The following is a 26,727-nucleotide window of genomic DNA, read 5'->3' as shown; positions in this document are numbered from 1 at the left end:
CTGCAGTGGTAGTGCTGACCGAGGAGTCAGGCCGTCGCGACCGCCGCGACATCGGCATGACGATGCCGTCGCAGCACTGGGACGGATTGTTAACGCTAACAGCGATTCATGTAAATTCTTGTCGCTGATTTGGCCTACGTCAAGCAAGCGAAGCGCGTCCCGTGCCGTCGAGCCAGTGGGCGGGGGTGATGGGCGCCCTGGCCGGGAGGGCGGATGGGCATGGTGGGGCGGCTGGGACGCTAGAGGCAGGCACCCCGAATATAGGGTTTTTTCGCATAAGGCCGGTTATCGCGAGGAATGCTCGACTACGTTCGCCTTGGTGGCGACAACCCATTTGTCACCTTCTGCACGGACTGTGACGTGCGGAGACATGGTGTACGAGAAGGGCTAGGTAGCTCGATGTCCAACTATCTACACCCGAACATGAGCGAAGTAGCGACAGGTCAGGCCCCGCCGCCGAAGAGGCGTCGGGCGCGCTGGCTCGTCGCCGGCGTGGCCGGGTTGACCGGAGTGGTCGGCCTGGCCGCCTTCACCCCGGCGGGAGTGAGCGGGGCGACCGGAAAAAGCGGCAGCAACACGGGTACGCAGCTCCTCGCCGACGGCAGTCGGGGCAGCGGCGACGATCACGGCGGCCAGGACCCGGGCGGCCAGGACGGCAAGGACCACAAGAAGGGCGACGACCATCGGGACGGCAGGGGCGACGACTTCCGGTCCGTACCCTGCAACGCGGACGAACTGATCGCGGCGATCGTCCGCGCCAACGCCGACTCCGGGGCGAAGCTCCGGCTCGCCGAGAAGTGCACCTACACGCTCAACAGGTCCGCACCCCAGCCGCCGGTGCCCTTCGGTGCGGTCGGCCTGCCGATCATCACCCAGCACGTCGTGATCGACGCAAACGGATCCACAATCGTCCGCGCGGCCAACGCCACCCCCTTCCGGATCCTCGAAGTTGGAGCCGGCGGCGACCTGACGCTGCGCGACGCGACCATCAAGGGCGGCCTGGCCGAGGGTGGGATTGGCGCCGGCGGCGGTGGCATCCGCGTCGACATCGGCGGCAGGGCCACCATCGAGAACACCGACGTGGTCTACAACCACACAAACGGCACGGGCGGTGGTATCGCCAACTTCGGCGTCACGAAGATCCTCGGCGGGAACGACCACGACAAGGACAAGAAGAAGGACGGCGGCAGCAACATCAGCAACAACAGCGCCCTGTACGACGGCGGAGGTGTCTACAACAACGGCAACCTCACAGTGCAGAACACCCGGCTGAGCTACAACAACACGATCGGGGTCTTCAGCATCACGCCCATCGGCGGTGCGGGTGGCGGGCTGTCCAACAGCAGCGTCGCCGTCCTCGACAAGGTCCACCTGGACAACAACACCGCGGGCTTCCGCGGCGGTGGCATCCGCGGCGGCATCAACTCCACCACCGAGGCCAGGAACGTCGAAGTCAACGACAACCGAGCCAGCAGCGAGGGCGGCGGAATCTTCTCCGACGGCGTCTTCCAACTCAAGCACGGCAAGATCCACCACAACGAGGCCGGCCAACGCGGCGGCGGCGTCTTCAACCAGATCGGCCAGTTCGTGGCCGAAGAGACCCGGATCAGCGAGAACACCGCCAGCACGAACAGCACAATCGAACACGGTGGCGGCGTCTACAACGGCAGCGGCACCGTCGTACTGCGGCGCAGCCACGTCGACCGGAACCGGGCCATCGGCTCCAACTCCCAGGGCGGCGGCATCTACAACAACGCCACGCTCACCCTCACCGAAAGCAAGGTCACCGACAACATCTCCATCCTGGCACCCGGCGGGATCTTCAACGACGGCGGCCAGGTCACCGTGGACCAGAAGACGGCGATCACCGGCAACCGGCCCACCAACTGCGTACCCAGCTCGCCCCCGGTGCCCAACTGCTTCGGCTGACCATCTGATCACCCCGGCAGTCGGCTCGGCTCGGCTCGTAAAAGTAGGGCCATCCGGTCCCGCACAGGTTCGGTCACGAAGATCGCACCTGGGGCGGGACCGGATGCCGTCAGGTCTCGACGATGTTGTTGTTCTCGTCGATACCGTGGCTGCGCCAGTAGACGTCCCACTCGTCGTCGACGTGCTGCGGGACCTTGCCCTCCGGGTAGCGGACGTACGGCGGGGTCGGCTCCTGCCCGTCCGGGAAGCAGGCGCTGCCTCCCTGCCCTCCCACCGCGATGGCCGGATACTCGCCGCCGGCGCAGATGCTCTCCTGGAACGAGCACCCGGTGGTGGCCAGCAGCCCACCCAGGCCAACCGCCGCCAGGGCGATCACAATTCGCGTTCGCATGGGAGAGATTCTGGTCGCCCCGGCCGCGCCTGCCATCCGCACGCGTACTCACCTCGCGCCGCCAGCACCGGCCTTTCCTCGTCTAGGGCTGGACGTCGTTGGAAAGGTTGATCCGGATCTCCGTTTTGCGGTATCCGGCGCGACCGAAAGCGGCCGCCATAGGCGCGTTGCCCATGTCGGTGGTGGCGGTGATGCGCGACTCCCCGTTGGTCGCGTGAAGGCGTGTGATTTCGGCGAGCACCTCGTCCACGTAGCCGCGCCCACGGAACTCCGGCACCACCCCGAGATAGCCGACGTTCACGTTGTACGGGGTCGCTGAGGGAATCGCCATGCCCGCCACCTCGCCCTCGCGCGTGTAGGCGATCCGCCACCACTCCCGCTTGCCCGGCGCCGAGAGATAGAAATCCATCTCCTCGCGCGCGGTTGCGTCCACGCCCTTGGCGGCCAGGTTCGCACGTGTCTGGGCATCCAGGCTGCCCTCGGCGATTCTCCTGAACACCGCGAGGAACTCCTCGTCGGAGGCCTCGGTGAACCGCAGCCTGCCAGCGGCGGGGGGCACCCCGTCGGCGGGCGCCCACTCGAACTGCAGCCGCTCCACCTCGCGGGTGAGGCCCGCCGCATGCGCCGCCGCCCGTCGCCACTCCACGGCCGCCAAGGTGGCCGGATCGTCACGCCAGCCACCGGTGACCTTGATCGAGTACTCCACCGGCTCCGGGAACCCGGCCAGCGCGGCCCTGATCAGCTCGGCGGCGACGGCGGCACGGTCGCCCACGGCTGGATCCACGTCGAGACAGTCGAGCGCGACCGGATGCGGGCTGTCCTTCGGCCCCCACCACAATGCCCGTCCCACGACCTGGCCGTCGTGCTCGGCGATCCATGTCCATTCCGGCCGGTACATGTCCTCGGCCAGTTCGGCCAGGTAACGGTCGGCGGGGATCCACCCAACGGGCTCGGTCACGATCCACCGGGTCACGTGGTCGAGGTCCGCGGGGGCGGTAGCGCGGTAGGAGATCACGTGCAGAGGCTAGCGAAGCTCAGCACCGTGATTCGCGGGCCCAGGGGACCGGCTCCCTCACGGAACTCCGGTCGTACTTCTTGCGCTTCTGGAGGTTGTCGGTCCTGATTGTCGACGTCGCTAGCCTCAGGAGAGGCCCCTCGGCGGATTGAAGACGGAGGAGGCCATGGCGTTGCGGTTCGAGCATCGCGACACCGAGATCGACGTGAGCCTCGTCGACCGCGTGTGGCGCACCCGCTCTGACGCGGCGGAGACGATGACGTCCGCGGCACGCACCTGCTGGCATCTGATCCTCTCGCGGGCGCAGGGACGCCTACTCGACAGCCTGCGCGGGCCGGAAACGAGGGCGTGATCAGCAGGCTCGACGGTGACGCCCCCGGGCGGTAGATGGACCATCTCCAGAGGTCACCCTCGGCGACTCTCCGTAACCGTCAGCCAGCGTCAGCGGCCGGGTTCGCGCATCCATGGGTGCACGAAAAACGCCCCTCTGGTCGACTTCCGTCGATGGCCAAAGAGGCGTTTTGCCTGCTCAACTGCTGTGCGCCCGAAGGGACTCGAACCCCTAACCTTCTGATCCGTAGTCAGATGCTCTATCCATTGAGCTACGGGCGCTTGTGCTCAGCCAGTGTACACACCCGGCTTTCGCGCGGAGACTCCGGGATTCGAACCCGGGAGGGGCTTTAAGACCCCAACCGCATTAGCAGTGCGGCGCCATAGACCAGACTAGGCGAAGTCTCCCCGGTGATCCTCAGACCACCGCGCCCGAGGATACAGGTCGCCACCCACCGGGGGCAAAACGACTTCCTGGGTACGCCCAGCAGAGCCCGTCCGCCCCGGTGATTCTCCGCTGTGCGTGGGCGTGATCGGGACTACGCTCCATCGATATGCAGGAGCAGCCGCCCAGCGAGTCGACCCGTCGAGAGCCTGCTGAGCGAGCGCGTCAGCGCTCCCCTCGGGCCACCTTCAGGCCGCCGACCGTCGCCGAGGAGCCCACCGGGACGGTGGAACCTGAGAAGGCGGCACCGCCGGCAGCCCCGGCGAGCCAGCGTCCTCGACGGGCCAAGGCCGCCCCGGCGGTGCTCTTCCAGCCTCCCGAGCCGGACCGCCCCCTGCCTCGACAGCCTCGGCGCGCACCGACCGAGTTGAGCTCCGAGGCGAGCGCGGAGCAGCCGGAACAGCCCGGCGGCGGCCAACCGGGCCCCGCAACAGGCGTCGCACCGACACCGCCGAAGGCCCGGCGCACACCCGTCCGCAAGGCTGCCCCCGGGACGGCAGTCGAGACGCCCACCGAGGTGACCCCGGCCACGCCGGCACCCCGCAAGCGTGCCGCCAACCCCACCAAAGCCGCAAAACCGACAGCCGCGAGCGCCGCCGAAGCGCAGAGCACCACCAAAGCCGCGAGCGCCGCCGGCGAGGCGAGCACCACCACGCCAGCGGTCCCGGCCAAAGCGCCAAAGACCACCAAGCGCGCGGCCACCCCACGCAAGAGCACCACACCAACCAAGAGCACCACGCCAACCAAGAGCACCACGCCGACAAAACCCGCCCCCGAACCCGTGGCCGCACAGCAGACGGAACCCAGGGCCGCGCAGCAGACGGCGCCCGCCGAGCAGCAGACGGCGCCCGCCGAGCAGCAGCTGGCCCCGGCAGAACCCGCCGTGCGGCAGGTTGAGCCCGCTCTGGGGCGTACCTCGGAATCGGAGCTGCGCGCGGTCGCCGCGCGCGTGCTCGACCACCCCGGCTTCGCGCCGGAGTTGTTGGCCTTGGCCGCGGTGCGGGCGCTCGGGCCCGGCGCGGCCGGATGGGCCCTGGGTTTGCGCACCCGGTATCCGGACGCCTCCGCGGACGGCCTGGCCCGGTTGGCCACCCGGCGGTTCGTCCGCTCGGCGGGTGCGGGTGGGGCGACCGCCGCGTTGGCCGGTTTCTTCGCGCCGCTGGCCGAGTTGGTGGCGGTGCTGTGGACGAGCTCGGAGCTGGTGCTGCACCTGGCCGCGGCGTACGGCAAGGATCCGACGCATCCCGACCGGGCCGTCGACCTGCTGGTGCTGACGCAGGTGCACCCGGATCGGCCGAGCGCCGAGGCGGCCCTGGCCGCCGCCGAGACGGCGGGTGACCCGGTGGAGGGGGCGTGGCCGCGGGCGGCGGAGGCGGCCTGGCGGTTGGCCGCGCCGCTCACCGCGCAGGCCGGCGGTTGGGTCGCGTTGCGGCTGGTGGCCCGGTTGCTGCCGGGTGCGGCGGTGCTCGCGGCGGCGTTGGGTGACGCGGCCGCGGCGGACCGGCTCGCGGCCCGAACGGTGGCCGTCTACCGACCCGACCGGCGTTGACCTGTCAGAGCCAGTCGAACCACTCCCGGGGCAGCAACGAGTAGCCGACGAAGGCGAACACGTCGAGCACTGTGTGCGCGATGACCAGCGGCATCACCCGCCGGGTGCGCAGGTAGAAGAGGCTGAACACCACGCCCATGATCGCGTTGCCGACGAACGCGCCGAGGCCCTGGTAGAGGTGGTACGAGCCGCGCAGCAGCGCGCTGGCCGCGATGATCGCGGCCAGCCGCCACTGGAGCTGGCGCAGCCGGGTGACCAGGTAACCGACCACGATCACCTCTTCCAGCACGGCGTTCTGCACGGCGGCGAGGATCAGCACCGGAACCGCCCACCAGACCGACGGCAGCGCGGCCGGCACCAGCGTGGCGTTGAGGCCCAGGTGGGCCGCCACCCAGAACAGCGCCAGCCCGGGTAGCCCGATCAGCGCGGCCAGGCCGGCTCCGCGCGCCACGTCCTGACCGGGCCGCCGGACGTCCAGGCCGAGGGTCCGTGCCGGGTCGCCGGGGTCACGGCTGAGCAGGTGTACGGCGAGGAGCACCGGCAGCAGCGCGAACACGATGCCGAGCAGCTGGTACGTGAGGTCCAGCCAGGGGCGGGCCGACGCCGAGGTGTTCAGCGAGGCGGTCTGCTTGGAGAGCGGACCGTCGGCGGTCAACTTCGCGATGATCGACACCATTGCGTAGATCGCGGACTGGCCGAGGGAGAGGCCGAGGACCAGCAGCGTCTCGGTGCCCAGCAGTCGGCGGGACACCGGGCGGGTCAGCTCAACGGTCACCGCACCACTCTGCCCGACGTGGGGTGCCGGTGACATGGCCGACCGGCCACCGTGAGCCGATCGCACATTCTGTGCGACCACTCGACACTCTCCGTGGAGATTCTATGGGGGCCCGATCTGCTGCCGTTTGGAGTAGGAGCCCCCGTGGACGACCTCGCGCGGTTGCTGAAGGAGAGCTGGACCCTGGTCGAGGACGACAGGGCCCCGCTGACCGACCACTTCTACGCCCGAGTGTTCCTGCTCGACCCCGCCCTGCGGCAACTCTTCCCGGTGCAGATGGCCGGCCAGGGCGACCGCCTGCTGGAGGCGATCATCGCGGCGATCCACACGGTCGACGACCCGGAGAGCTTCGACGAGTTCCTCCGGGCGTTGGGCCGCGACCACCGCAAGTACCACGTCGACGACCGGCACTACGCCACGATGGGGGTCGCGCTGTTGGACGCGTTGCGCAGCACCGCCGGCGACGGTTGGAACCTGGAGTACGACCAGGCGTGGCGCGAGGCGTACGCCGCGATCGCCGCCCTGATGGTGGCCGGGGCGGCGGCCGACGACGACCCGCCGTTCTGGCACGCCGAGGTGCTCACCCACCAGCGGTACGGCCCGGACACCGCCGTGCTGACCTGCCGGGCGTTGCAGCATCCGCTGCGGTGGCAGGCCGGCCAGTACATCAGCCTCGAGGCGCCGCGCCACCACCCCCGGGTGTGGCGGAACTACTCGGTGGCCAACGCCCCGAACGACGACAACGTGCTGGAGTTCCACGTGCGGTCGCCGGGTGCCGGCTGGCTGTCCGGCGCGCTGGTACGTCGGGTGCGGCCGGGCGAACTGCTCCGCCTCGCGGCGCCGATGGGGTCGATGACCCTGGACCGCTCGTCGGAACGGGACATCCTCTGCGTAGCCGGCGGGGTCGGCCTGGCGCCGATCAAGGCGCTGGTGGAGGAGTTGGCAAGCTTCAACCGGACCCGGTGGGTGCACGTCTTCTACGGTGCTCGGCAGGCGGCGGACCTGTACGGCCTGACCGGGTTGCAGGAGCTGGTCGCCGCACACCCGTGGTTGTCGGTCACCCCGGCATGCAGCGAAGATCCGGACTTCGACGGCGAGTCGGGCGACATCGCGGACGTGGTGGCCCGGTACGGCCCCTGGACCACCCACGACTGCTTCGTCTCCGGCTCGGCCCGGATGGTCCGCTCCACCCTGCGGGTGCTCGCCGCGGACGAGGTGCCGCAGCCGCAGATCCGCTACGACACCTTCGGTGACCTCTAGACGTTCCTCCCCCCACACCGGGGCGCGTGCCCCTGCCCCCTGGGGCACGCGCCCCGGTCCCTCGTTGGTCAGTAGCGCCAGGGATGCCCGGTCTCGCGGTACTCCTCCACCGGCACCAACGGCACGCCGGGCGCCATCCGGTCGACGTAGAGCCGGCCCTCCAGGTGGTCGATCTCGTGTGCGACCAGCCGGGCCATGCCGAACTCGAACGACGTGATGATCTGGCTGCCGTCCCACTGGGCGTGCTCCACGTCCAGGCGCAGGGGCCGGGGCACCAGACCTCGGTGGTCGAAGAAGGAGAGGCAGCCCTCGTACTGCTCGTCGGTCTCCAGGTCGGCGTCGACCACCCGGGGGTTGAGCAGCACGACCGGCTCGGCCGACCGGTCGGGGGGTCGCACCACGGCCGCCGCGCGATCGATGCCGAACTGCGGGGCGGCGACACCCACCCCCTTGCTGAACGGGTGCAGCTCGTCGAGCCGGGCCAGGGCCATGGTGAGCCGGTCGGCCACGTCCCGGGCGACGTGTTCCTCCGCCGGCAGGTCGAACGGTCGGGTGCGCTGGCGGAGCAGGTCAGCCCCGCGTTGCACGATGCCGAGGCCGCGCATCCGGTCGCTGGCTCGGACCCGGGCACCGCCGGGGCCGGTGTCCGGTTCGGTGTCCGGGCGGGCACGAAAACGCCACTGCATCCGGTAGCGGGCGTTCAACGGCGGGTCGTCGGTCTGCCAGTCGTAGACCGCCCGGTCACCCTCGTCGTGACGCTGCGGCGCCGTCCGCAGCGGGCCCTCCTCCGCGCTGAGCGAGGTCTCCACGCCCCAGACCTGTGGGTCGAGCGCCGCCGGCAGGTCCAGGCGTACGGCGAGCTGCCGGGTGGGCAGCCGGACGGCTCGCTGGAACCAGGGGCCCCACTTGTCGTGCCCGACGCTGTACGCGTACTCGATGGTGGCCCGGTCGCCCGGGTAGAGGGGGAAGCGCCGCTCCCCGTTCTCGAAGAGCAGCCAGATCTCCTTGAACGCGTCCCGATCGTGTTTGGCTCGCCAGTGCATCGGCTCCGGGTCGCCGCCGCCGCCGTCGTCTCGACGGGCCTGTATCTGCAGCTCGGCGAACGTCAGGGGGTGCTCCCGGTGGTGCCTGTTGGAGCGGCCGGGGTCGTTCGGGTAGCGGTCGACGGCGACCCGGACCAGGTAGCGGGTGACCGGTTCGGTGCCGGCGTTGTACAGCTCACGGTGGATGACGCACCGGTAGCCGTCGTCGGTGTGGGTGAGGGCGGCCAGTTCCCGTTCCACGACCAGGCCGGTGCCGGGTGGCAGCCACTGTCCCGGCAGGTGTGGCTCGCGTTGCGGCTGACCCGCCCGGGCGTGCCGTAGGTCGTCGTACTCCCGGAAGCGTTGCCAGATCGCACCGCTGGCCTCCAGGACGGCCTCCGCGCGGCGGGCGAAGTCCTCGGTCGGGCGGTGCCGGCGCCCCTCGACGTGGCTCACGTAGGACGGGTCGAACCCCATCAGGACGGCCAGTTGCTTCTTGGACAGCCCGCGCCCGGTCCGTTGTCGGGCGAGTTCGGCCGCGAAGGAGTCGGCAGCCCGTTCGAGGGGTGAGGTCGTCATCAGCTTCCTCGTGGCCGGGGATATAAGTTTCACGTTCCGTACGCGAGCACACACGCATGTGGCATGTTTTCGACACACCACTTGACAATTCACCGATGGCCGTCGATCGCGCGGCAGCGTTTTCCAGCACCGACTCCGGGTAGTACGCGGAGCACTACTTTCGCCGGGTGCGGGGGCTCAGCGTCGGAGATGTGACCAAGGTGAGCCTTCCCTTACGCACAGGGGGCTGGTTAGGCTAGCCTTAGCTCGGGACGGCACTGGTTCGTCCGCCGGGGGCACACTTCCTCGGTCACGCAGACGGGGGACGACTCAGGTGACAGCGGTGATGCCACGGCGGGAGGCCGCCACCACGCCGCTCGCCCCCGTCACCGCGGCGCTCCGAGCCATGTTCGGCACCGACGACCTTCCCGGGCTCGCCCGGGGCCTGCTTGTCGACGACGAGCTCGGCTGGGCGCCCGCCACCACCCTGATCGACGGCAGCCGACTGCCGGAGCTGCTGAACGGCGCCGCCGTCCGCTGGGGCGGCACCCCGCACGCCTGCGCCGCGCTGGCCTGGAAGTCGTACAGCTACTGGGCGGCGCTGCCGGTCGTGCTCGGCTGGGCCTCCGCTCGCCGGGTGCCGCTGCTCGATCCGGCCCACCTGCTGATCCACTTCGAGGACCACCGGCAGCTGCTCACCATGGGCCTGCGCCGGGGCACCACCGTGGCGGTCCTGCCGAACGACCCGCTGGCGCTCGCCGGCCTGCCGGAGGTGCGGGTCGTCGCCGACGAGGCGGAGCTGCTGGCCGTACTGCGCGCGTCCCTGCTCGACGCCCACCTGGCACCGCTCATCACGGCGATCCAGTCCGAGGTCCGGGTGGGCACCCGGACGCTGCTCGGCTCGGTCGCCTCCGGCATCGCGCACGGCATCCTGCGGGCCGCGGACGGTCTGCCCGGCTCCACGGTGCAGAGCATCGACACCCTGCTCGGCGCACTCGACCTGACCGACCTGGTCGAGCTGGTGCCCGGCCCGACAGGTGAGCCGACAGTGCAGCGACGCACCTGCTGCCTCGCCTTCACCCTGCCCCGGCCGAAGGTCTGCCAGGGCTGCTGCGTCCGCTAGACCGGGCTCGTCGGCAAGATCGGGCTCGTCGGCACGGGTCAGTCGGTGAACGAACGGACGTCCCACACCCACACGCCGCCGGTGAAGACCGGTTGGATCCCGGTCAGCTCGGTCATCCCCCGGCGCAGCGCGGCCTCCTGCTCGTGTGGCCCGAGGATGACCACCCCCGCCCGCCAGTAGCGCAGGTCGTCGACAGCCTGGACCCGACCCTGTGGGGTGATCGGCGGCACCGCACCGGTGCGTCGGATGGTCGCGAAGAAACTGCTGGTGGGGCGGGGAGTCGCACCGAACAGCGCGACCTTCGGCGGGTCGGCGTTCGGCCGGGTGTCCGGGCCGAGGAAGTAGCCACGGGCCAGTGGCATGTCCAGTCGGGTCGACGCCGACCAGCGCAGCGGCTCGGCGTAGGTGGTGTCCGGCAAGGGCAGGGTCACCACACTGCGCCCACCGGCCACGTACGGACGCCACGCCCCACTGGTCACGAAGCTGGGAACCGGGTCGAGGTGAGCCACCGGCAGCGGGGTGGGGACGATCGGCAACAGGGCCATCGTGAGTACGGTGGCGGTGACGAAGCGGACCTGCACCCGGGCGCCCGGGTGCGCGCCGGCCAACTCGCGGGCCCGTTCGGCACCGTAGGCGAGCAGCAACCCGATGATCGGGGTGATCGCCAACGCCCAGCGCGTCGGCACCACCGAGTGCAGGATGGGCAGGTTCTCCAGCGCCGCCCAGGGGCCCGGCACACCCGTACCCCGGTTGTCGAAGCGGACCTCCCGACCCAGCGAGAGCAGCGCGAAGAGCAACCCGAGCGCGGCCAGGGCGAGCACCACGATCGAGCGGCGCAGCCACCAGACCAGGGCGATCACCAGTACCAGCAGCGCCCAACCGAAGAAGCTGTTCTCCTCGGTCGGGTTCTTGGCCAGGCCCGCGGCGGTGCGCGCACTGCCCGCGAGTGATTCCCGGGAGTAAGCGACGAACGAGGCCAGGTCGCTGGAGTAGCCGCGGATCAGGCGGGACAGCCCGGAGTACGCGTCCGGTCCGAAGAACTGGACATACAGCGGGTACGCCAGCAGGAGCCCGGCGACCCCGGCGGCGACGGCCAGGCCGGCGAGGAAGGGTCGGGCCCGCGATCGCAGATCCGCGCGGCCGATGGCGAGCACCGCGATGATCACGCCGAGCCCGATCGCGGTCATCAGCAGGATCTCCAGGTTGAGGAACGCCTGCCAGACGATGACGAGCGCGAGGAGGACCCCGTTGCGCAGCCACCGACCCGGTTCGCCGAGCCGCAGCGTGCGCCAGATGATCAACGGGACGACGAACTGCGACACGATGTTCGGGTGCCCATTGGCGTGCGAAACCATGGCCGGCGCGAACGCGCAGAAGCCGGCGCCCAGCCACGCCGGTCCCCGGCTGCCGATCAGCACCCGCGAGAGCAGGAAATACCAGGCCGTGGCAGTGGCGATCATGCCCGCGGTGAGAAAGATCAGAAACGACGCCCGCGGTCCGAACAACAGGGTGACAGGCGTCATTGGCAGTGAAATGGATAATACGGACGTATTGGCCATAAGATTCACGCCGTCGGGGACGTTCATCTGATTGGAATGGAACGGATACGCAAAGTGCGTGACTACTCGCGCACCGTGGGCCATCATCCATTCAAACTGCGACTGATCGGACTGGTTGTCCCGCACATCGCTGTCCGGGTCCCACCAGAGTCGACAGGTGACCCACAGGCCGAGCACCACGAAGCTCAGCACGGCGGCCAGATCTGCCCACCTCCCCCTGCGGGCAGGCCGAGCGACACCGGAGGCCCCCTCCGCCGACGACACGGCGGCCGGGCCGCCACTGCCGCTGGGCACGTCCGGTTCAGGAGTAGTCATGACAATTCATAGGGTAGTCAGCGTAAGGCACCGCCGTGACATGTTTCGGGGTACTGCCGTACTATGTGCCGGGTTCGCCGACCGCCGATCACGAACCCACCCCCCGACCACAATTCGGCCACCCCGATGCCCCGATTCTTTCGCCGTTCCAGCGGATGATTCACTCTGTCGGTCCAGGCACGGGTCGAGTTCATATCGTGAGGAATCGACGCATGGCAGAAATCACTGGGGATCAGCGCGTTCAGTCCGAGGTGCTGGAAGGCCTTGCGACAGCTGTCAACCACCGTCGCTGGTTCATCGAACTGGCCGTGCCGTACCTCGGCGACGACCCGATCGAGATCGGCAGCGGCCTTGGTGACTACGCGCTGGAATGGTCAGAGCGGCTGCCCCGGTTCACCGCCACCGAGGCCGACCCGGACCGGCTGGTGCAGCTCAAGGAGCGCCTCGCCGACCGCCCGAACATCGACGTCCGGCAGATGCTGCTGCCGCACAACGACCGGGGCGACTACAGCGCCGCCGTCTCGTACAACGTCCTGGAGCACATCGAGGACCACGTGGGCGCGCTGCAGAGCATGCGCGACCTGGTCCGACCCGGCGGCGCCGTGATCATCATCGTGCCCGCGTTCCAGTTCGCGATGGGCCCGGCCGACATCGCCACCGGGCACGTCCGCCGCTACACGAAGAAGACGCTCGGGGCAGCAATGACCGACGCCGGCCTGACCATCGAGAAGATGCACTACGCCAACGCGCTCGGGCTGATCGGCTACTTCATGGCCACCAAGGTCTTCCGGCTGATGCCGAAGGAAGGGCCCATGGTCAAGGTGTACGACACCCTCGTCCTGCCCGCCACCAAGGCCGCCGAGCAGCTCGTACGCCCACCCTTCGGCCAGTCCGTCTTCGCCGTGGCCCGCGTCCCAGCCTGACTCACCCGGACAGCGTCACGGGCCCGGACCGCGACTCCTGCCCCCGGTCGATCATGGAGTTGTGGTGCCCGTTATGGGGCTCGTCGGGTGTTTTGTTGCCCACCACAACTCCATGATCGACGAGACTGGCCGTCTACGCCGTAGCACCGCGCCGCACGGTCACGAGCAAGATCGCGGGGTACGGATCACTCCTTGATCTGGTAGGTCGGGCGAATTACCGCCCTCGCCAGGGTGTGGAACGTGAGGTTGAAGCCGACGTAGGCGGGACTGGCATCCGGGGTCAGGTCCAGCCGGTCGACGTCCAGGGCGTGCACCGCGAAGACGTACCGGTGCGGGCGGTCGCCGGGCGGCGGGGCCGCCCCGCCGTAGCCCTGCTCGCCGTAGTCGTTGCGGACCGAGAACGCCCCGCCGAGGTCGGTGCCCGCCGCGCCGCCGGCCCCGGTGGGCAACTGGGTGACGCTGACCGGCACGTTCACCAGCACCCAGTGCCAGAACCCGCTGCCGGTCGGCGCGTCCGGGTCGTAACAGGTCACCGTGAAGCTCTTCGTCTCGGCGGGGAAGTCCGACCAGGTCAGCTGCGGCGAGACGTTGTCGCCCCCGGTGCTGCCATGCGCGTGCCGGGCGTCCATCGGCTCGCCGTTCTGCACGTCGTCACTCGTCAGCGTGAACGAGGGCAACGTCGGCAGCAGCTCGTACGGGTCCGGGGCGATCGGTCGTTCCAGGGTCATGGGGACGCGTCCTTCCGATGTGCGGAGATACCAGCCCCTTCTTACCCCGCCACGGCCCTCCCGACGACCGGAAGCCGGCGCTGACCCAGTGTGGTTTCGCAGAGCTACGTTTGAGGTTCGGGCAGCGTTCCGCAGGGGGACATCGTGGCCGGCATCTGGCGGGACTTCGCGGTAGCCGTCATCACCGCGTTCCGCCGCCGGGACGAGCGAGCCATCGCCGACGAACGCCGACGCGCGGTCGAGCGACTGGCCGAGGAGACGATCCGCCGCGAGCGGCGGGCCACCGACCCGCCGGAGTGACCGAGAGGCGGGGTGCCGGACCGCCGGAGTGACCGAGAGGCGGGGTGCCGGACCGCCGGAGTGACCGAGAGGCGGGGTGCCGGACCGCTTCCGCTCACCCGCACCAGATCACCTCGATATTCAGGAAACCGTGGCATCCGAGCGAGTCGAACACCCCGACATCCTGAAACCCGAGTCGATCAACCCGTGTTTCGTGGCGGAGGGTGTGGGATTCGAACCCACGAAGACATCGCTGCCTTACCGGTTTTCAAGACCAGCGCCATCGGCCACTAGGCGAACCCTCCTGGGCCGCCACCCGTGGGCGTACGGCCACGCATAGTCTGCCACGGCTCGCTCCGGGCGGCCCGGCGTCCCTCCCCGGTGCGCCGGCCAGCCGGTCTGCTGGGTCCACTGTGGGCTGGAGGGTGCGCCTGCGGCACCCGGTGGGATCGGGAAGACTGGGCCCATGCGAGCAATCACGATTCCGCAGCCCGGTGGACCCGACGCGCTGGTCTGGGCCGAGGTGCCCGACCCGGAGCCGGGCCCGGACGAGGTGATCGTGGATGTGCGGGCCAGCGGGGTGAACCGCGCTGACCTGCTGCAACGGCAGGGGCACTATCCGCCGCCGCCGGGCGCGCCCGCGTACCCCGGGTTGGAATGCTCTGGGGTGATCACGGAGGTTGGCGCGGGGGTCGCCGGTTGGGCGGTCGGGCAGCAGGTCTGCGCGCTGCTGGCCGGCGGCGGGTACGCGGAGCGGGTTGCGGTCCCCGCTGGGCAGTTGTTGCCGGTGCCGGCGTGTGACCCGGTCGACGCGGCGGCGCTTCCCGAGGCGGCCTGCACGGTCTGGTCGAACCTGGTCCGGGTGGCGCGGCTCGGTGCGGGCGAGACGCTGCTGGTGCACGGCGGGGGCAGCGGGATCGGCACCTTCGCCATCCAGCTCGGCGCGGCCCTCGGTGTGACAGTGCTGACCACCGCGCGGGAGGCCAAGCACGCCCGGCTGCGCGAGCTGGGCGCGGCGCACATGATCGACTATCGGGAGCAGGACTTCGTCGAGGAGGTCCGTCGGGTCACCGACGGGCGCGGCGTGGACGTCGTCCTCGACATCATGGGTGGGTCCTACCTGGGGCGGAACGTCTCCGCGTTGGCCACCGGCGGTCGGCTCGTGGTGATCGGAATGCAGGGTGGGCGCAAGGCCGAGTTGGATCTCGGCGCGCTGCTGAGCAAGCGGGCGAGCGTCACCGCGACGTCGCTACGGTCCCGACCGCTCGCCGAGAAGGCGGAGATCGTCCAGGGCGTACGGGACGAGGTGTGGCCGCTGGTCGAGGCCGGCCGGATCCAGCCGATCGTGGACCGGCGGCTGCCGATGACCGAGGCGGCGGAGGCGCACCGGCTCATCGAGTCGAACGAACACTTCGGCAAGGTGCTGCTCACCCGCCCGACTGGTGGGGGTTCGGCCGTCAGCTGAGCAGGCCCGCCGGGCCGGGTCGGCCGTCAGCTGAGCAGGCCCGCCGGGCCGGTTCGGCCGTCAGCTGAGCAGGCCCGCCGGGCCGGGTCGGCCGTCAGCTGAGCGAGCTTGCCAGCGTGGGGTCGTCGGTCGGTCGGGGCAGCACCAGCCGGGCGCCCGGGCCCTCGCCGGCCAGGGTGTCCCCGGGGTTGTTGAGCATGCAGCGCTGCAGGGACAGGCAGCCGCAGCCGATGCAGCCGTCCAGGTCGTCGCGGAGCTTGGTGAGCAGCCGGATCCGCTCGTCCAGCCGGCTTCGCCAGCTCACCGAGAGCCGCGCCCAGTCCTGCGGGCTCGGTGTGCGGCCCTCGGGGAGCGAGTCGAGTGCCGCCCGGATCTCGTCGAGCGAGACGCCGACCTGCTGGGAGATCCGGATGAACGCGACCCGCCGCAGCTCGGCGCGGGCGTAGCGGCGCTGGTTGCCGCCGGTGCGGTCGGCGCGGATCAGCCCGAGCCGCTCGTAGTAGCGCAGCGCCGACGGTGCCACCCCGGAGCGGGCGGACAACTCACCGATCGTCAAAAGATCCGGCATCCCCAGGTCCTTGAGTTGAAGTGCACTTCAACTCACACAGTAGTGGCATGACCACCACACTGACCACCGACACCAGCACCCGACTGCCCGGGCTGATCCGACGACTGACCGGCGACGAGAAGCACGCGCCGAGCGCGCACTCCACCATCGACGTGCTCCAGGTGCTCTACGACCGGGTGTTGCAGGTCACCCCCGGCAGCATCGACGACCCGGAACGGGACCGGTTCCTGCTCTCCAAGGGCCACGGCCCGGCCGCCTACTACGCGGTGCTCGCCGCGCACGGCTTCATCCCGGCCGCCTGGCTCGACGACCTGGCCGGGCCGGACAGCCGGCTCGGCCACCACCCGGACCGACGCCTGGTGCCCGGGGTCGAGATCAGCTCCGGCTCGCTCGGGCACGGGCTCGGGCTGGCCGTCGGCACCGCGCTCGGCCTACGCGCCCAGGGGCTGCACAAACCCCGGGTGTACGTGCTGCTCGGCGACGCCGAACTGGACGAGGGATCCAACCACGAGGCGATCGCGTACGCGGGAGCGACAGGCCTGGACAGCCTCACCGCGGTCGTGGTCGACAACTCCTCGGCCAGCTACGAGTGGGCCGGTGGCATCGCCAGCCGATTCAGCGTCAACGGCTGGACCGCCGACACCGTGAACGGTCGGGACCACGACGCCCTGTACGCGGCGCTGACCGGGCACCGGCCACGACACCCGCACCTGGTGGTAGCCCGCACCGAGAGCAAGGGATGACCGACATGCGTACCGCCTTCATCGACACCACCACCGCGCTCCTCGACGAGGACCCACGTACCGCACTGGTGCTTGCCGACATCTCGGTGAGCCAGTTCGCTTCGGCCGGCCACCGACACCCCGACCGGGTGCTCAACGTGGGCATCCGGGAGCAACTGATGATCGGTGTGGCCGGCGGGCTCGCCCTCACCGGGCTGCGCCCGATCGCGCACTCGTACGCGACGTTCCTGGTGGACCGGGCGTACGAACAGATCAAGTTGGATCTGGACCACCAGGGCGTGGGCGCCGTCCTGGTCAGCATCGGCGCGTCGTACGACGGGTCGGCGGAGGGCCGCACCCACCAGTCGCCCGGTGACGTGGCGCTCTTCGACTCTCTCGGCGACGGCTGGACGGTCCGGGTGCCCGGCCACCCGGCCGAGGTGACGTCGCTGCTTCGCGACGCCGCGACCAGCGACGATCCGATCTACCTGCGGCTCTCCGAGCAACGCAACGCCGAGGCGTACCCGGATGCCACACGGCTACGGGTGCTGCGGCGGGGCCTGGCGAACGCGCCGCTCGTGGTGGCGGTCGGACCGATGCTCGACCCGACCCTCGCGGCTACCGAGGGGATGGACGTGACTGTGGCGTACACCCACACGCCCCGGCCGTTCGACACGCGTGGGCTGCGGGCGCTCGCCGGCACCGACGTGGTGCTTGTCGAGCCGTACCTGGCGGGCACGTCGAGCGCGGTCGTCAGCCGGGCGCTGGCGGACGGACCGCACCGGCTGCTCGCCCTCGGCGTGGGTCAGACCGACCTGCGGCGGTACGGCGATCCCGCCGACCACGCCCGGTGGCATGGTCTGGACGCCGACGGCCTGCGGCGGTCGATCAGCGCGTTCCTGGGGTCAGTTGGCGGCTGAGACGGCGGGGCGGCGGCGAGCGCGCTCGCGCCCGAGGATCCAGATCGCCTCGACGCCGTCCTTCCAGGTGATCTTCTTGCCCTCTTCCCGGCCGCGCGCCCGGTAGCTGATCGGCACCTCGTACGGGCGGATCCGGCGACGCAGCAGCTTGCCCGTCACCTCCGCTTCCATGCCGAAGCCGCGCGAACGCACCTCGAGCGACCGGTAGAGCGCCACCGGCATCAGCTTGAAGCAGGTCTCCAGGTCACCGATGTACGAGTTGAACAGCACGTTGGCCGCCATGGTGACGCCCTTGTTGCCCATCACATACCAGAAGCTGTAGGCGCTGTGGCTGCCGAAGGTGCGATTGCCGTAGACCACCGTGGCCCGCCCGTCGAGCACCGGGTCGAGCAGCTTGGGGATGTCCTGCGGGTCGTACTCCAGGTCGGCGTCGAGGATGACCATGTAGTCGCCCTCGGCGCTGTCGACGGCCGTCTTGATGGCGGCACCCTTGCCGGCGTTGCGCTGGTGGGTGATGACCCGCAGGCGGGCGTCGTCGGCGCGACCGAGGACCTCGCCGGTGCCGTCCCGGCTGCCGTCGTCGACGACGACCAGCTCGATCTCGCAGGGATAGTCAACCGCCAATGCCTGCTTGAGGGCATCCGCGATGCGTTCTTCCTCGTTGTAGACCGGCATGAGGATCGAGAGCTTCACGGGGATCTCCACGGTGGCGGCAACACGTCGGCCATAGCCTAGCCTGGTTGGTTTGTTAACTGCGTACCGCCACCGTGGGGCAGTCGGCGCGGCGGGTTCAGACCAATGGTGTTTACTTCCGCCATGTCGGCTGCCGGCTCCCTGCTCGCGGCGGTTCCTGCCGCCGCGGTGCTCCTGCTCACCGTCGCGACGCGGCCGCGCGAGATTGACGCGGTGGCACCGCTGCGGCTCGCCGTGGTGCGCGCCGTCCTGCTCGCCGGGGCGTACGCGGTGCTCGTCGTCGAGGTGCTCGGCGCGTCGCACGCGCTGACCCGACCGGCGTTCTCCGTCGCCTGGCTGCTCTTCCTGGTCGCTGCCGCGACGGCGGCCGGTCTGCGCCGGCGACGGGCGAGCCGCCTCGGGCAGCCGCCCGCCGCCGCACCGGTACCGGTACCGGTCGGCGCCGCACCGTTGCCGGTCGGCGCGGTGCTGTCCGGTGGCAGCCCCGACGTTGCCGCCCCGACCGCCGAGCGCGGTGAGCCGGACCCCGCGCCGACCCGCGCCGGCCGGGGGCCCGCCGGCCTGCTCGCCGCGGCGGTCGACACCTGGCGTACGGCCCGACCGGGCGAGCGGCTCCTCGCCGGCACGGTCGCCGGGCTGGTCCTGGTGGAGTTGCTGGTCGCGCTGCTGGCCGAGCCGAACAACTTCGACTCGCAGACCTACCACCTGCCGAAGGTGGAGCACTGGGTGGCCCAGGGCGACCTGGACTTCTGGCCCACCGCCATCCACCGGCAGGTGACCATCCCGCCCGGAGCCGAGTACCTGCTGCTGCACCTGCGTCTGCTCACCGGCGGGGACCACCTGCACAACCTGGTGCAGTGGGCGGCCGGCGTGGTCTGCCTCCTGGTGGCCGCACGGATCACCGCCCAGCTCGGCGGTGGCCGGCGGGCCCAGTTGCTCACCGCGTTCGTGTTGGCGACCACGCCGATGGTGGTGCTCCAGGCCACCAGCACGCAGACCGACCTGATCTGCGCGGCGTGGGTGGCCTGCGCGGCGACCCTGGCGCTGGACGGGCTGCGCCGAAGGACCGGCTGGGGCACGCTGCTCGGGTTGGGGGCGGCGACCGGGCTGACCGCGGTGACCAAGACCAGCGGCCTGATGGCGGTCGGCCCACTGCTGGTGCTCTGGGGGTTGGCCCAGCTGAGGCTGGCCCGGATGGATCAACCAGCGCCGACTGGTCCAGCAACGGTCGGCGGGGGTCGGCGGTCCTGGCCGGTCGGCGGGCTGGCCCGCACGGTCGGCGGTTCGGTGCTGATCCTGGTGGTCGCGGCGGTGGTGGTCGGCCCGTTCCTGGCCCGGGTGACCGCCGAGTTCGGGCACCCGCTGGGGCCGCCCCGGCTGCGCGAGTCCATCCCGATGGAGCGGCACGACCCGGCGTCGATAGTGGTCAACGCGCTGCGGATCGGGCACACCGCGTTCGACACGCCACTGGCGCCCCTGCGTCGGGCCGGGGCCGACGTGATCATCAGCGGCGCCGAGGCGATCGGGGTCGACCCGCAGGACCGCGCGATCACCTTCGGCCGGGAGCTCTTCCCGGAGCCGGCCTGGTATCCGGACGAGGACCGGGTGGCGTTTCCGCTGGCCGGGGCGTTGGCGGTGATCGGCGCGGTGATCGCGCTCGCCCGACCACGGCGGATCGCTCCCGAACGGGCCGGGTCGCTGCGGGCGTACGCCGTGGTGGTGCTGACCGCCGCGCTGCTACACACCGCGATGATCAAGTGGCAGCCGTGGGGCAACCGTCTGCTGCTCTACGCCGTGGTGCTCGCCGTGCCCCTCGCCGGCCTCTGGCTGGACGCGCTCCTGCGCAACCGCGCGGGTGGGCGTCGAACGGTTGCCACCGTGGCGGCCGTCAGCGTGCTGGCCGCCTCGGCGCTGGCCGGCGTGCTCGCGCTGTCGTACGGCTTCCCGCGCCGGCTGGTCGGCTCCGGCTCGGTCTTCACCACCTCGGACTGGGACACCCGCTTCCTGCGCCGCCCGCAGTGGGCCGACGAGTTCCGCTGGGCGGCGACCGCGGTCCGGGACAGCGGTGCGCGGCGGATCGGGCTGGTGCAGCAGAACGACAACTGGGAGTACCCGTGGTGGTTGCTGCTGCGGCAGCCCGACGGCGGCTCACCCGACCTGGTGGCGTTGCAGTCGGTACTGCCGGAACGACCGCCGACCGATCCCTCCTCGGTCGACGCGATCGTCTGCACCGGCAGCAGGGCGGCCTGCGCCAAACTGGTCCCGGCCGGCTGGCGGCTGGAGTTCCGCGACTACGTCGGCTACGCCCTGCCGCCGGGCCGCTACTGACGAGGGCAGGGGCCCTGGCGTCGACCAGGGCCCCTTCGCTTCACTTTGCGCGGGGAATGAGGACGAGCCGGGCCACACCCTTGTCGCCGTCCTTCGCGCCGGCGACGCCGAGCGTCGCGCCGACCTTGACCTCGTTCGGCTGCACGGTGGCCCGCCGCTCGACCACCCGTAGGTCGTCGCCGAAGGTCCAGGTCATGGTGAAACCGTCGGTGGACTTGACGGTCATCGAGTCGCCGTCGACGGCGGTCACCTCGCCGCGCTGCACGGCGACTGTCTGCGTACCGCCGTCCTTCGTCTTCACCACCGCCTCGCCGTGCAGGGTGTTCTTGCGCAGCAGCACGCGGGCCTGGCGGCGCTTGCGCCACTCCTCGCCGCGCTTGTCGCGGGCCTTGTCCCGCGCGCTCGGGGACGCACCCGGCGTCGGGGTGGCCGGCGCGGCGACGGTCTGCACGTCCAGGTCGTCGGCGTCGAAGCCCATCGCGGTCAGCGCCTGACCCTCGACTCCCATGGCGGCGGCGACCTCGACGGCGACATCCCGGGCGGGCTGGCTGGCCACCTCGGCCGCGCCGCAGCCGCTGACGCCCAGCGCGACCGCCGCGAGCAGTGCCGTGGTGCCGGTGGCGATACCCCAACGTGGCATGACTCTCCCTCTCGTCCGTGGAGCCCTCAGCCTTCCCGGGAACGACGAGCGGAGCGTCAGGCCGACGTTCGGGTCAGGTAAGGATCACCGGGCAGTCGGACGGTGAAGGCGGCACCGCCCTCCGGCGCGTGCCCCGCGGCGATCTCCCCGCCCAACCGGCGAACCAGCCCGGCGGCCAGCGCCAACCCCAACCCGCTGCCCACCTTGCGCACCCCCCGGTACCGCTCGTGCAGCGCACCGCGTTCGAAGGCCACCGCCAGGTCGTCGTCGGTGAAGCCGGGCCCGCCGTCGCGGACCTCCAACACGCCGCCGTGCGCCGGGTCCGCGCCGGCCGGCCGGACCGCGAGCACCACAGGCGACCCCGGGGGTACGACCCGCAGCGCGTTCTCCAGCAGCCCGTCCAGCACCTGCCGGATCCTCCCCGGATCGGTGTACGCGGGCACCGGCTGACCGGGCGTCTCCACCCGGAACGACACGCCGACCGCCGCGCACCGACCGGACCAGGTCGGCTCCGCGTCCACTGCCAGTTGGGTCAGGTCCACCGGCACCGGGTCGAGGGGGAAGTCGGCGGCCTCCAGCCGGGCCAGTGCCAGCAGGTCACCGATCAGCCGGTCCAGGTGTTGGGCCTCGGCCAGCACCGTCCGGCCGGTGTCCACCGTGTCGTCGGCGCCGAGCACCCCGTCGGCGAGCGCCTCGGCGTACCCTCGGATCGCGGTCAGCGGGGTGCGCAGCTCGTGCGAGACGGAGAGCAGGAACTCCCGCTGACGACCCTCGCTGGTGGCCAGCGCGGCAGCCAGCCCGTTCAACGCCTCGGCCAGGTCGGCGACCTCGTCCGGCGGCTCGACCGGCACCCGGACGGCACGGTCACCGGCGCGCAGCCGGGCGGCGGCGGTGGCCGCGACACGGATCGGCCGGGCCAGCCGGCGGGCCAGCAGCAACCCGGCCACCACCCCGGCGGTCAACCCGGCCAGCAGCGGCAACCAGAGACTGAGCAGCACCCGGGCCCACAGCCCGTTGGCCAGGGGACGGGAGAGCACCACCCCGTTGCCGCCGGGCAGGGCCCGCCCCTCGACCAGGGCCCGCTCACCGTTTACCGAGCGGCGAGCCGACACATTGCGGCCCTGCCCGATCCGCTGCACCACCCGCGGTGGCAGACCCGCCCGGTCGACCGCCCCACGCCGGATCAGGTACGCGTCGATGCCCTGGTCACGCAGTTGCTGGATGAGCCGTTCCTCGTCGGCGCTGCGACCCCGGTCGAGGCGGGTGCGCAGCACCTCGGCCGCGAGCCGGGCCTGGGCGGCGAGCGCCTCCTGCTCGCTCCGCTCCGCGCCACGGATCGCCAACGGCACCGCGACGATGGCGGTGACCAGCACCGACACCAGCGCCACCGCGCAGGTGACGAGCACCGCGCGGGCGGTCAGGGTACGACCGAATCGGGCTCGTCGAGGTGCCGCGGGTGGGGTGGCGCCGACCACCGGCAGGGCCATGGTCGGCGACTCGACGTGCCCGGGCCGGTCAGGCATCGACCGCGTACCCCACGCCGCGATGGGTCCGGATCACGCTCGCCGCGCCGAGTTTCGCCCGCACCTGGGCGACGTGCACGTCCACCGTCCGGGTGCCGGCGTGCGCCGCGTAGCCCCAGACCCCGGCCAGCAACTCCTCCCGGGTGAAGACCCGGCCGGGCCGACCCATCAGGTGGGCCAGCAGGTCGAACTCGGTGGAGGTGAGCTGCACCGGGGCACCGGCGGCGGTGACCGTGCGGCGGGCCGGGTCGAGTGTCACCGGGCCCACGACACGTGGTCGGTCCGCGCCCTCCGGGCCGCCGGCGGATCGGCGCAGCACCGCGCGCACCCGGGCGACCAGCTCCCGTGGGCTGAACGGCTTGGTGACGTAGTCGTCGGCACCCAACTCCAGGCCGACGATCCGATCCACCTCGTCGTCGCGGGCGGTGAGGAAGAGGACCGGGGTCCAGTCGCCGGCCTCGCGCATCCGACGGCAGATCTCCGTGCCGGGTAGGCCCGGCAGCGCGATGTCCAGGACGCAGGCCACCGGACGCAACCGGCGGGCCGCGCTCAGACCGGCCTCGCCGTCACGTTCCAGGTGGACGCCGAACCCGTCCCGGGCGAGGTACAGCCGGACCAGGTCGGCGATGGCCGGCTCGTCCTCGACGACGAGGACGAGCCCACGATGCGGTGGTTCGACGGTCACCGGCCCATGATTGCCGACCCGGTGGGTTCGGCGCGATCGGTGCGTGTTCGAGTTCGGTAAAGGCGGTGCGACACCGGCTGAGGTGTCAGTTCACCAGGACGGGGCGAACACCCCGGGCCGCGCGGCGGCCGGCGCGTCACCGATGCTGGCCACGACCCGTGCGCCGGGCGGTCGCAGGCGGGTTCGGAACGCCTGGTTGAGCAACGCGTCGAGCTGCCAGACCTGCTTCGGGTGGCTCGTCCGGATCAGGAACCGCTCGCGGATCCCGTCGATCGCGGTGGCCGCCATCTCGACCGACTGCAGCCGCGGGTCCGGGCTCCAGGTGACGTTGCTCAGCTCGCGCAACTCGGTGTTGAGGTGCAGGCGCAGCCGGTGCAGGAGGCGGGTCTGCTGGGTCACCACCAGACGGCGGTGCGTGAGCAGTAACAGGTAGTCGCCGGTGACCGGGCGGTCGGGGCGGCTGCAACGGGTGACCAGGATGGTGGCGTCACCGGAGCCGACGCAGCGCCGGAAGACCGGCATGTGCCGGCTCACCGTCTGCACGGCCAGGCCAGCCTCGGCGGCGGCCGGGAGGAACGTTCGGGAGAAGACGTCCATGACCTGCCCAACGACCTCCCCAGCAGGGTGACGTGGGTCACGCGAGACTTTTGGAAGTTCCACGCCGCATGTCGCACTGCCTGTCCGACTTCCGACTCAGACGGATCATGGTCAGGAGTTGGGCTGAAGTGGGCTGGCGGCGAACAGCTCCTCCAGCCAGCCCGGGACCGCGTCGGCGTACTCGGCGCGGGACTCCTCGGCGGTGTCCAGTGCTCGACGCCAGGACAGCGACCGGCTCACCGGCCCCAGGCCGATCGCGAGGTCGGCGGCCTCGACGAGGGTCCGGCGGTCGTACCTGTCGGTCCACGCCTCCAGGTACGCGTCACGCAACCGAACCAGTTGAACGTCGTCGGCGGCGAGCTTCCGGGCGTGCCCGATCGAGCGCAGGGTCACCAGCAGCGTGCCGAACGGGTGCGCCACCGAGGCGTCACCCCAGTCGAAGTAGCGGTACCCGGCGTCGCCGGCGAAGACGTTGCCGTCGTGCAGGTCGTCGTGTTGCACGGTCGCCGGAATGCCGAGGTCGGCGAGCCGGCGGCACCGCTGCGCGTACGACGGCAGCTCGGCCCGCAACCGCTCGTGCATCTCCGCGCCGAGGCCGCCCTCGGCGCCGGTCAGCAGCGCCCCGTGATCGTCGAGCAGCTCGACGAAGAGGCCGGCCAGCACCTCCGGGCGCTGATCCGGCACGCCCAGGGCGACCAACTCGTCGGCGCGCGAGGCGCTGGCCAGTTGCAGCGCCGCGTACCCGGGCAGCGCCCGCTCCCAGTGCGCCAGATCGGGGTCACGTGCCAGCACGTCCCGCAACGACTCGCCACCGTCGGGCAGCAACGACCAGCCCCGCGCCGGGTCCACCGCGATCGGCGTCAGCACCCGGTCGGGCGTCAACTCGGCAAGCGCCGCGATCAGGACCGCCTCGTGCACCGTGCCCGGGTTGTTGGCCTTGAACCAGACCGGGCCGTCGTCGGTGGGCACCCGCCACACCAGCGACCAGGGACGCACCCGGGGCTCCACCAGCCCGGTCACCCGTCGGCCGGCACGGGTCAACTGCGCGTCGACCCAGGACCGGGCCCGCACCTGCCACTGCTCGTCGGACCAGTCGGAGGCGCGCTCACCGGCGATCGTCGTCACGCTGGCACCCTAGGTGGCCCTCCGGCGTCGAGGCGAGGAGTTTCCCGCAGGCGTCAGACCAGCTCGACGATTGTGGCGTTGGCCATGCCGCCGCCCTCGCACATGGTCTGCAGGCCGTAGCGGATCCCGTTGTCCCGCATGTGCTGGAGCATGGTGGTCATGATCCGGGCCCCGGAGCCGCCGAGCGGATGACCGAGGGCGATCGCCCCGCCGCGCGGGTTGAGCCGCTCCGGGTCCGCCTCGGTCTCCGCCAGCCAGGCCAGCGGCACCGGGGCGAACGCCTCGTTCACCTCGTACACCCCGATCTCCTCGATGCCCAGCCCCGCGCGGCGCAGCGCCTTAGCGGTGGCCGGGATGGGCGCGGTCAGCATGGTGACCGGGTCGTCGGCGGCGACCACTGCGGTGTGGATCCGGGCCAGCGGGCGCAGGCCGTGCCGGCTGGCCCAGTCGGAGGTGGTCACCGCGAGGGCCGCGGCACCGTCGGAGATCTGGGACGCGGACCCGGCGGTCACCACGCCGTCGGCGCGGAACGGGGTGGCCAGCTCGCCCAGCTTCTCCAGCGAGGTATCCCGGCGGATGCCCTCGTCGGCGGCGAACTTGCCGCCATCGGTGAGCGGCACCGGGGCCAGCTCCGGGTCGAACGCGCCAGCGTCCTGTGCGGCGGCAGCCTTCTCGTGGCTGGCCAGCGCGAACTCGTCGAGCTGGGCACGCGAGAGCCGCCACCGCTGGGCGATCAGCTCGGCCCCGACCCCCTGGTTGAACGGCAGCGGCGCGTCGTCGGCGAAGCCCTCGACACCCCGGTAGCGGGCGCGCAACTGGTCGCTGAACGGCATGCCGCCGGCCACACTGGAGCCCATCGGCACCCGGGTCATCGACTCGACGCCACCGGCGACCACCAGGTCGGCCTGGCCGGAGAGCACCGTCGCGGCGGCGAAGTGCAGGGCCTGCTGGCTGGAGCCGCACTGCCGGTCCAGGGTGGTGCCGGGCACCGTCTCGGGCCAGCCGGCGGCGAGCACACCGTTGCGGGCGATGTTCCACGACTGCTCGCCGACCTGGGACACACAGCCCCAGAAGACGTCGTCGACCTGGGCCGGGTCGAGCCCGGTGCGCTCGGCGAGGGCGCGCAGCACGTGCGCCGAGAGATCGACCGGGTGGACGCCGGCGAGGCTGCCCTTGCGCCGCCCGACCGGGGTACGTACCGCGCCGACGATGACCGCGTCACTCATGTTTACTCCCCGGTAACTTGGGCTGCCCCGATCC

Annotated in this window: 25 protein-coding genes and 3 tRNA genes; 11 read left to right on the top strand and 17 right to left on the bottom strand. The window is 71.2% G+C overall.

Annotated features, from left to right (window positions below; genetic code table 11):
* Positions 1–399 precede the first annotated feature (399 nt).
* Complete coding sequence (locus tag ACLQ3B_RS11300; protein ID WP_425779731.1) at positions 400–1,929, top strand: right-handed parallel beta-helix repeat-containing protein; 1,530 nt, start codon at positions 400–402, stop codon at positions 1,927–1,929.
* Positions 1,930–2,038: 109 nt separating this feature from the next.
* Here the strand turns inward: ACLQ3B_RS11300 and ACLQ3B_RS11295 are convergent, their stop codons facing one another.
* Together ACLQ3B_RS11295 and ACLQ3B_RS11290 are read right to left on the bottom strand one after the other, a co-directional pair.
* Positions 2,039–2,320 (bottom strand): SCO0607 family lipoprotein, encoded by a 282-nt coding sequence (locus ACLQ3B_RS11295; RefSeq protein WP_425779729.1) that lies wholly within the window; start codon positions 2,318–2,320, stop codon positions 2,039–2,041.
* 82 nt (positions 2,321–2,402) lie between these two features.
* Entirely contained in the window at positions 2,403–3,335 is a 933-nt protein-coding gene (locus ACLQ3B_RS11290; RefSeq protein WP_425779727.1) for a GNAT family N-acetyltransferase, read from the bottom strand.
* A gap of 166 nt (positions 3,336–3,501) precedes the next feature.
* On the opposite strand from ACLQ3B_RS11290, the gene ACLQ3B_RS11285 reads away from it, so the two are divergent.
* Positions 3,502–3,687: a hypothetical protein gene (locus ACLQ3B_RS11285; RefSeq protein ID WP_425779725.1), complete on the top strand. Its 186-nt coding sequence runs from the start codon at positions 3,502–3,504 to the stop codon at positions 3,685–3,687.
* A 187-nt stretch (positions 3,688–3,874) separates the two neighbouring features.
* On the opposite strand, the gene ACLQ3B_RS11280 is transcribed toward ACLQ3B_RS11285, so the two are convergent.
* Both ACLQ3B_RS11280 and ACLQ3B_RS11275 read right to left on the bottom strand, forming a co-directional pair.
* Positions 3,875–3,947, bottom strand: a tRNA-Arg gene (locus ACLQ3B_RS11280).
* Between the two features lie 35 nt (positions 3,948–3,982).
* Positions 3,983–4,073, bottom strand: a tRNA-Ser gene (locus ACLQ3B_RS11275).
* 263 nt (positions 4,074–4,336) lie between these two features.
* Between ACLQ3B_RS11275 and ACLQ3B_RS11270 the strand changes: the two genes are divergently transcribed.
* Positions 4,337–5,659, top strand: coding sequence for a hypothetical protein (locus tag ACLQ3B_RS11270; RefSeq protein ID WP_425779723.1), 1,323 nt, complete (start codon positions 4,337–4,339; stop codon positions 5,657–5,659).
* A 4-nt stretch (positions 5,660–5,663) separates the two neighbouring features.
* Here the strand turns inward: ACLQ3B_RS11270 and ACLQ3B_RS11265 are convergent, their stop codons facing one another.
* Positions 5,664–6,434, bottom strand: coding sequence for a CPBP family intramembrane glutamic endopeptidase (locus ACLQ3B_RS11265; RefSeq protein WP_425779721.1), 771 nt, complete (start codon positions 6,432–6,434; stop codon positions 5,664–5,666).
* A gap of 144 nt (positions 6,435–6,578) precedes the next feature.
* Here ACLQ3B_RS11265 and ACLQ3B_RS11260 point away from each other — a divergent pair, with 144 nt between their 5' ends.
* Positions 6,579–7,694, top strand: a complete 1,116-nt coding sequence (locus ACLQ3B_RS11260) for a globin domain-containing protein (RefSeq protein ID WP_425779719.1) — start codon at positions 6,579–6,581, stop codon at positions 7,692–7,694.
* Between the two features lie 68 nt (positions 7,695–7,762).
* Here the strand turns inward: ACLQ3B_RS11260 and ACLQ3B_RS11255 are convergent, their stop codons facing one another.
* Positions 7,763–9,295: a peptide deformylase gene (locus ACLQ3B_RS11255; protein ID WP_425779717.1), complete on the bottom strand. Its 1,533-nt coding sequence runs from the start codon at positions 9,293–9,295 to the stop codon at positions 7,763–7,765.
* A 325-nt stretch (positions 9,296–9,620) separates the two neighbouring features.
* Here ACLQ3B_RS11255 and ACLQ3B_RS11250 point away from each other — a divergent pair, with 325 nt between their 5' ends.
* Positions 9,621–10,397 carry a hypothetical protein gene (locus tag ACLQ3B_RS11250; RefSeq protein ID WP_425779715.1) on the top strand — a complete coding sequence of 259 codons (777 nt, stop codon included), beginning with the start codon at positions 9,621–9,623 and terminating at the stop codon, positions 10,395–10,397.
* A 38-nt stretch (positions 10,398–10,435) separates the two neighbouring features.
* Here ACLQ3B_RS11250 and ACLQ3B_RS11245 read toward each other — a convergent pair whose 3' ends face one another.
* Complete coding sequence (locus ACLQ3B_RS11245; protein WP_425779713.1) at positions 10,436–12,271, bottom strand: hypothetical protein; 1,836 nt, start codon at positions 12,269–12,271, stop codon at positions 10,436–10,438.
* A gap of 212 nt (positions 12,272–12,483) precedes the next feature.
* On the opposite strand from ACLQ3B_RS11245, the gene ACLQ3B_RS11240 reads away from it, so the two are divergent.
* Positions 12,484–13,194 (top strand): class I SAM-dependent methyltransferase, encoded by a 711-nt coding sequence (locus tag ACLQ3B_RS11240; protein ID WP_425779711.1) that lies wholly within the window; start codon positions 12,484–12,486, stop codon positions 13,192–13,194.
* A 185-nt stretch (positions 13,195–13,379) separates the two neighbouring features.
* On the opposite strand, the gene ACLQ3B_RS11235 is transcribed toward ACLQ3B_RS11240, so the two are convergent.
* Positions 13,380–13,922 (bottom strand): YbhB/YbcL family Raf kinase inhibitor-like protein, encoded by a 543-nt coding sequence (locus ACLQ3B_RS11235; RefSeq protein WP_425779709.1) that lies wholly within the window; start codon positions 13,920–13,922, stop codon positions 13,380–13,382.
* Between the two features lie 144 nt (positions 13,923–14,066).
* Between ACLQ3B_RS11235 and ACLQ3B_RS11230 the strand changes: the two genes are divergently transcribed.
* Positions 14,067–14,222, top strand: coding sequence for a hypothetical protein (locus ACLQ3B_RS11230; RefSeq protein ID WP_425779707.1), 156 nt, complete (start codon positions 14,067–14,069; stop codon positions 14,220–14,222).
* A gap of 194 nt (positions 14,223–14,416) precedes the next feature.
* Here ACLQ3B_RS11230 and ACLQ3B_RS11225 read toward each other — a convergent pair.
* Positions 14,417–14,506 (bottom strand) — tRNA-Ser (locus ACLQ3B_RS11225).
* Between the two features lie 161 nt (positions 14,507–14,667).
* Between ACLQ3B_RS11225 and ACLQ3B_RS11220 the strand changes: the two genes are divergently transcribed.
* A complete protein-coding gene (locus tag ACLQ3B_RS11220; RefSeq protein ID WP_425779705.1) occupies positions 14,668–15,666 on the top strand; it encodes an NAD(P)H-quinone oxidoreductase in 999 nt (332 codons plus the stop codon).
* A gap of 94 nt (positions 15,667–15,760) precedes the next feature.
* Here the strand turns inward: ACLQ3B_RS11220 and soxR are convergent, their stop codons facing one another.
* Positions 15,761–16,234 carry a redox-sensitive transcriptional activator SoxR gene (gene soxR, locus ACLQ3B_RS11215; RefSeq protein ID WP_425779704.1) on the bottom strand — a complete coding sequence of 158 codons (474 nt, stop codon included), beginning with the start codon at positions 16,232–16,234 and terminating at the stop codon, positions 15,761–15,763.
* A gap of 47 nt (positions 16,235–16,281) precedes the next feature.
* Between soxR and ACLQ3B_RS11210 the strand changes: the two genes are divergently transcribed.
* Together ACLQ3B_RS11210 and ACLQ3B_RS11205 are read left to right on the top strand one after the other, a co-directional pair.
* Positions 16,282–16,977 (top strand): transketolase, encoded by a 696-nt coding sequence (locus ACLQ3B_RS11210; RefSeq protein WP_425779702.1) that lies wholly within the window; start codon positions 16,282–16,284, stop codon positions 16,975–16,977.
* A gap of 5 nt (positions 16,978–16,982) precedes the next feature.
* On the top strand, positions 16,983–17,876 hold the full coding sequence (locus tag ACLQ3B_RS11205) for a transketolase family protein (protein WP_425779700.1): 894 nt from the start codon (positions 16,983–16,985) through the stop codon (positions 17,874–17,876).
* Here ACLQ3B_RS11205 and ACLQ3B_RS11200 read toward each other — a convergent pair.
* On the bottom strand, positions 17,862–18,569 hold the full coding sequence (locus ACLQ3B_RS11200; protein WP_030487790.1) for a glycosyltransferase family 2 protein: 708 nt from the start codon (positions 18,567–18,569) through the stop codon (positions 17,862–17,864). The genes ACLQ3B_RS11205 and ACLQ3B_RS11200 overlap by 15 nt on opposite strands.
* A 123-nt stretch (positions 18,570–18,692) precedes the next feature.
* Between ACLQ3B_RS11200 and ACLQ3B_RS11195 the strand changes: the two genes are divergently transcribed.
* Positions 18,693–20,897, top strand: coding sequence for an ArnT family glycosyltransferase (locus ACLQ3B_RS11195; protein WP_425779698.1), 2,205 nt, complete (start codon positions 18,693–18,695; stop codon positions 20,895–20,897).
* Between the two features lie 40 nt (positions 20,898–20,937).
* On the opposite strand, the gene ACLQ3B_RS11190 is transcribed toward ACLQ3B_RS11195, so the two are convergent.
* From ACLQ3B_RS11190 to ACLQ3B_RS11165, 6 genes are all read right to left on the bottom strand, one after another.
* Positions 20,938–21,537 carry a hypothetical protein gene (locus tag ACLQ3B_RS11190; RefSeq protein ID WP_425779696.1) on the bottom strand — a complete coding sequence of 200 codons (600 nt, stop codon included), beginning with the start codon at positions 21,535–21,537 and terminating at the stop codon, positions 20,938–20,940.
* 56 nt (positions 21,538–21,593) lie between these two features.
* A complete protein-coding gene (locus tag ACLQ3B_RS11185) occupies positions 21,594–23,060 on the bottom strand; it encodes a sensor histidine kinase (protein WP_425779694.1) in 1,467 nt (488 codons plus the stop codon).
* Entirely contained in the window at positions 23,053–23,745 is a 693-nt protein-coding gene (locus tag ACLQ3B_RS11180) for a response regulator (protein ID WP_425779692.1), read from the bottom strand. Before ACLQ3B_RS11180 ends, ACLQ3B_RS11185 begins: the two co-directional genes overlap by 8 nt.
* Before the next feature lie 90 nt (positions 23,746–23,835).
* Positions 23,836–24,342, bottom strand: a complete 507-nt coding sequence (locus ACLQ3B_RS11175; protein ID WP_425779690.1) for a hypothetical protein — start codon at positions 24,340–24,342, stop codon at positions 23,836–23,838.
* A gap of 111 nt (positions 24,343–24,453) precedes the next feature.
* Positions 24,454–25,467: an aminoglycoside phosphotransferase family protein gene (locus ACLQ3B_RS11170; RefSeq protein ID WP_425779689.1), complete on the bottom strand. Its 1,014-nt coding sequence runs from the start codon at positions 25,465–25,467 to the stop codon at positions 24,454–24,456.
* A 53-nt stretch (positions 25,468–25,520) separates the two neighbouring features.
* The gene (locus ACLQ3B_RS11165; RefSeq protein WP_425779688.1) at positions 25,521–26,693 is read right to left on the bottom strand and encodes a thiolase family protein; all 1,173 of its coding nucleotides are present in this window, start codon (positions 26,691–26,693) and stop codon (positions 25,521–25,523) included.
* Positions 26,694–26,727: the final 34 nt, after the last annotated feature.

Source organism: Micromonospora sp. DT53 (assembly GCF_049841535.1).
In the GTDB taxonomy this organism is placed as follows: Bacteria; Actinomycetota; Actinomycetes; order Mycobacteriales; family Micromonosporaceae; genus Micromonospora.
This window is presented reverse-complemented; position numbering and strand designations above follow the sequence as displayed.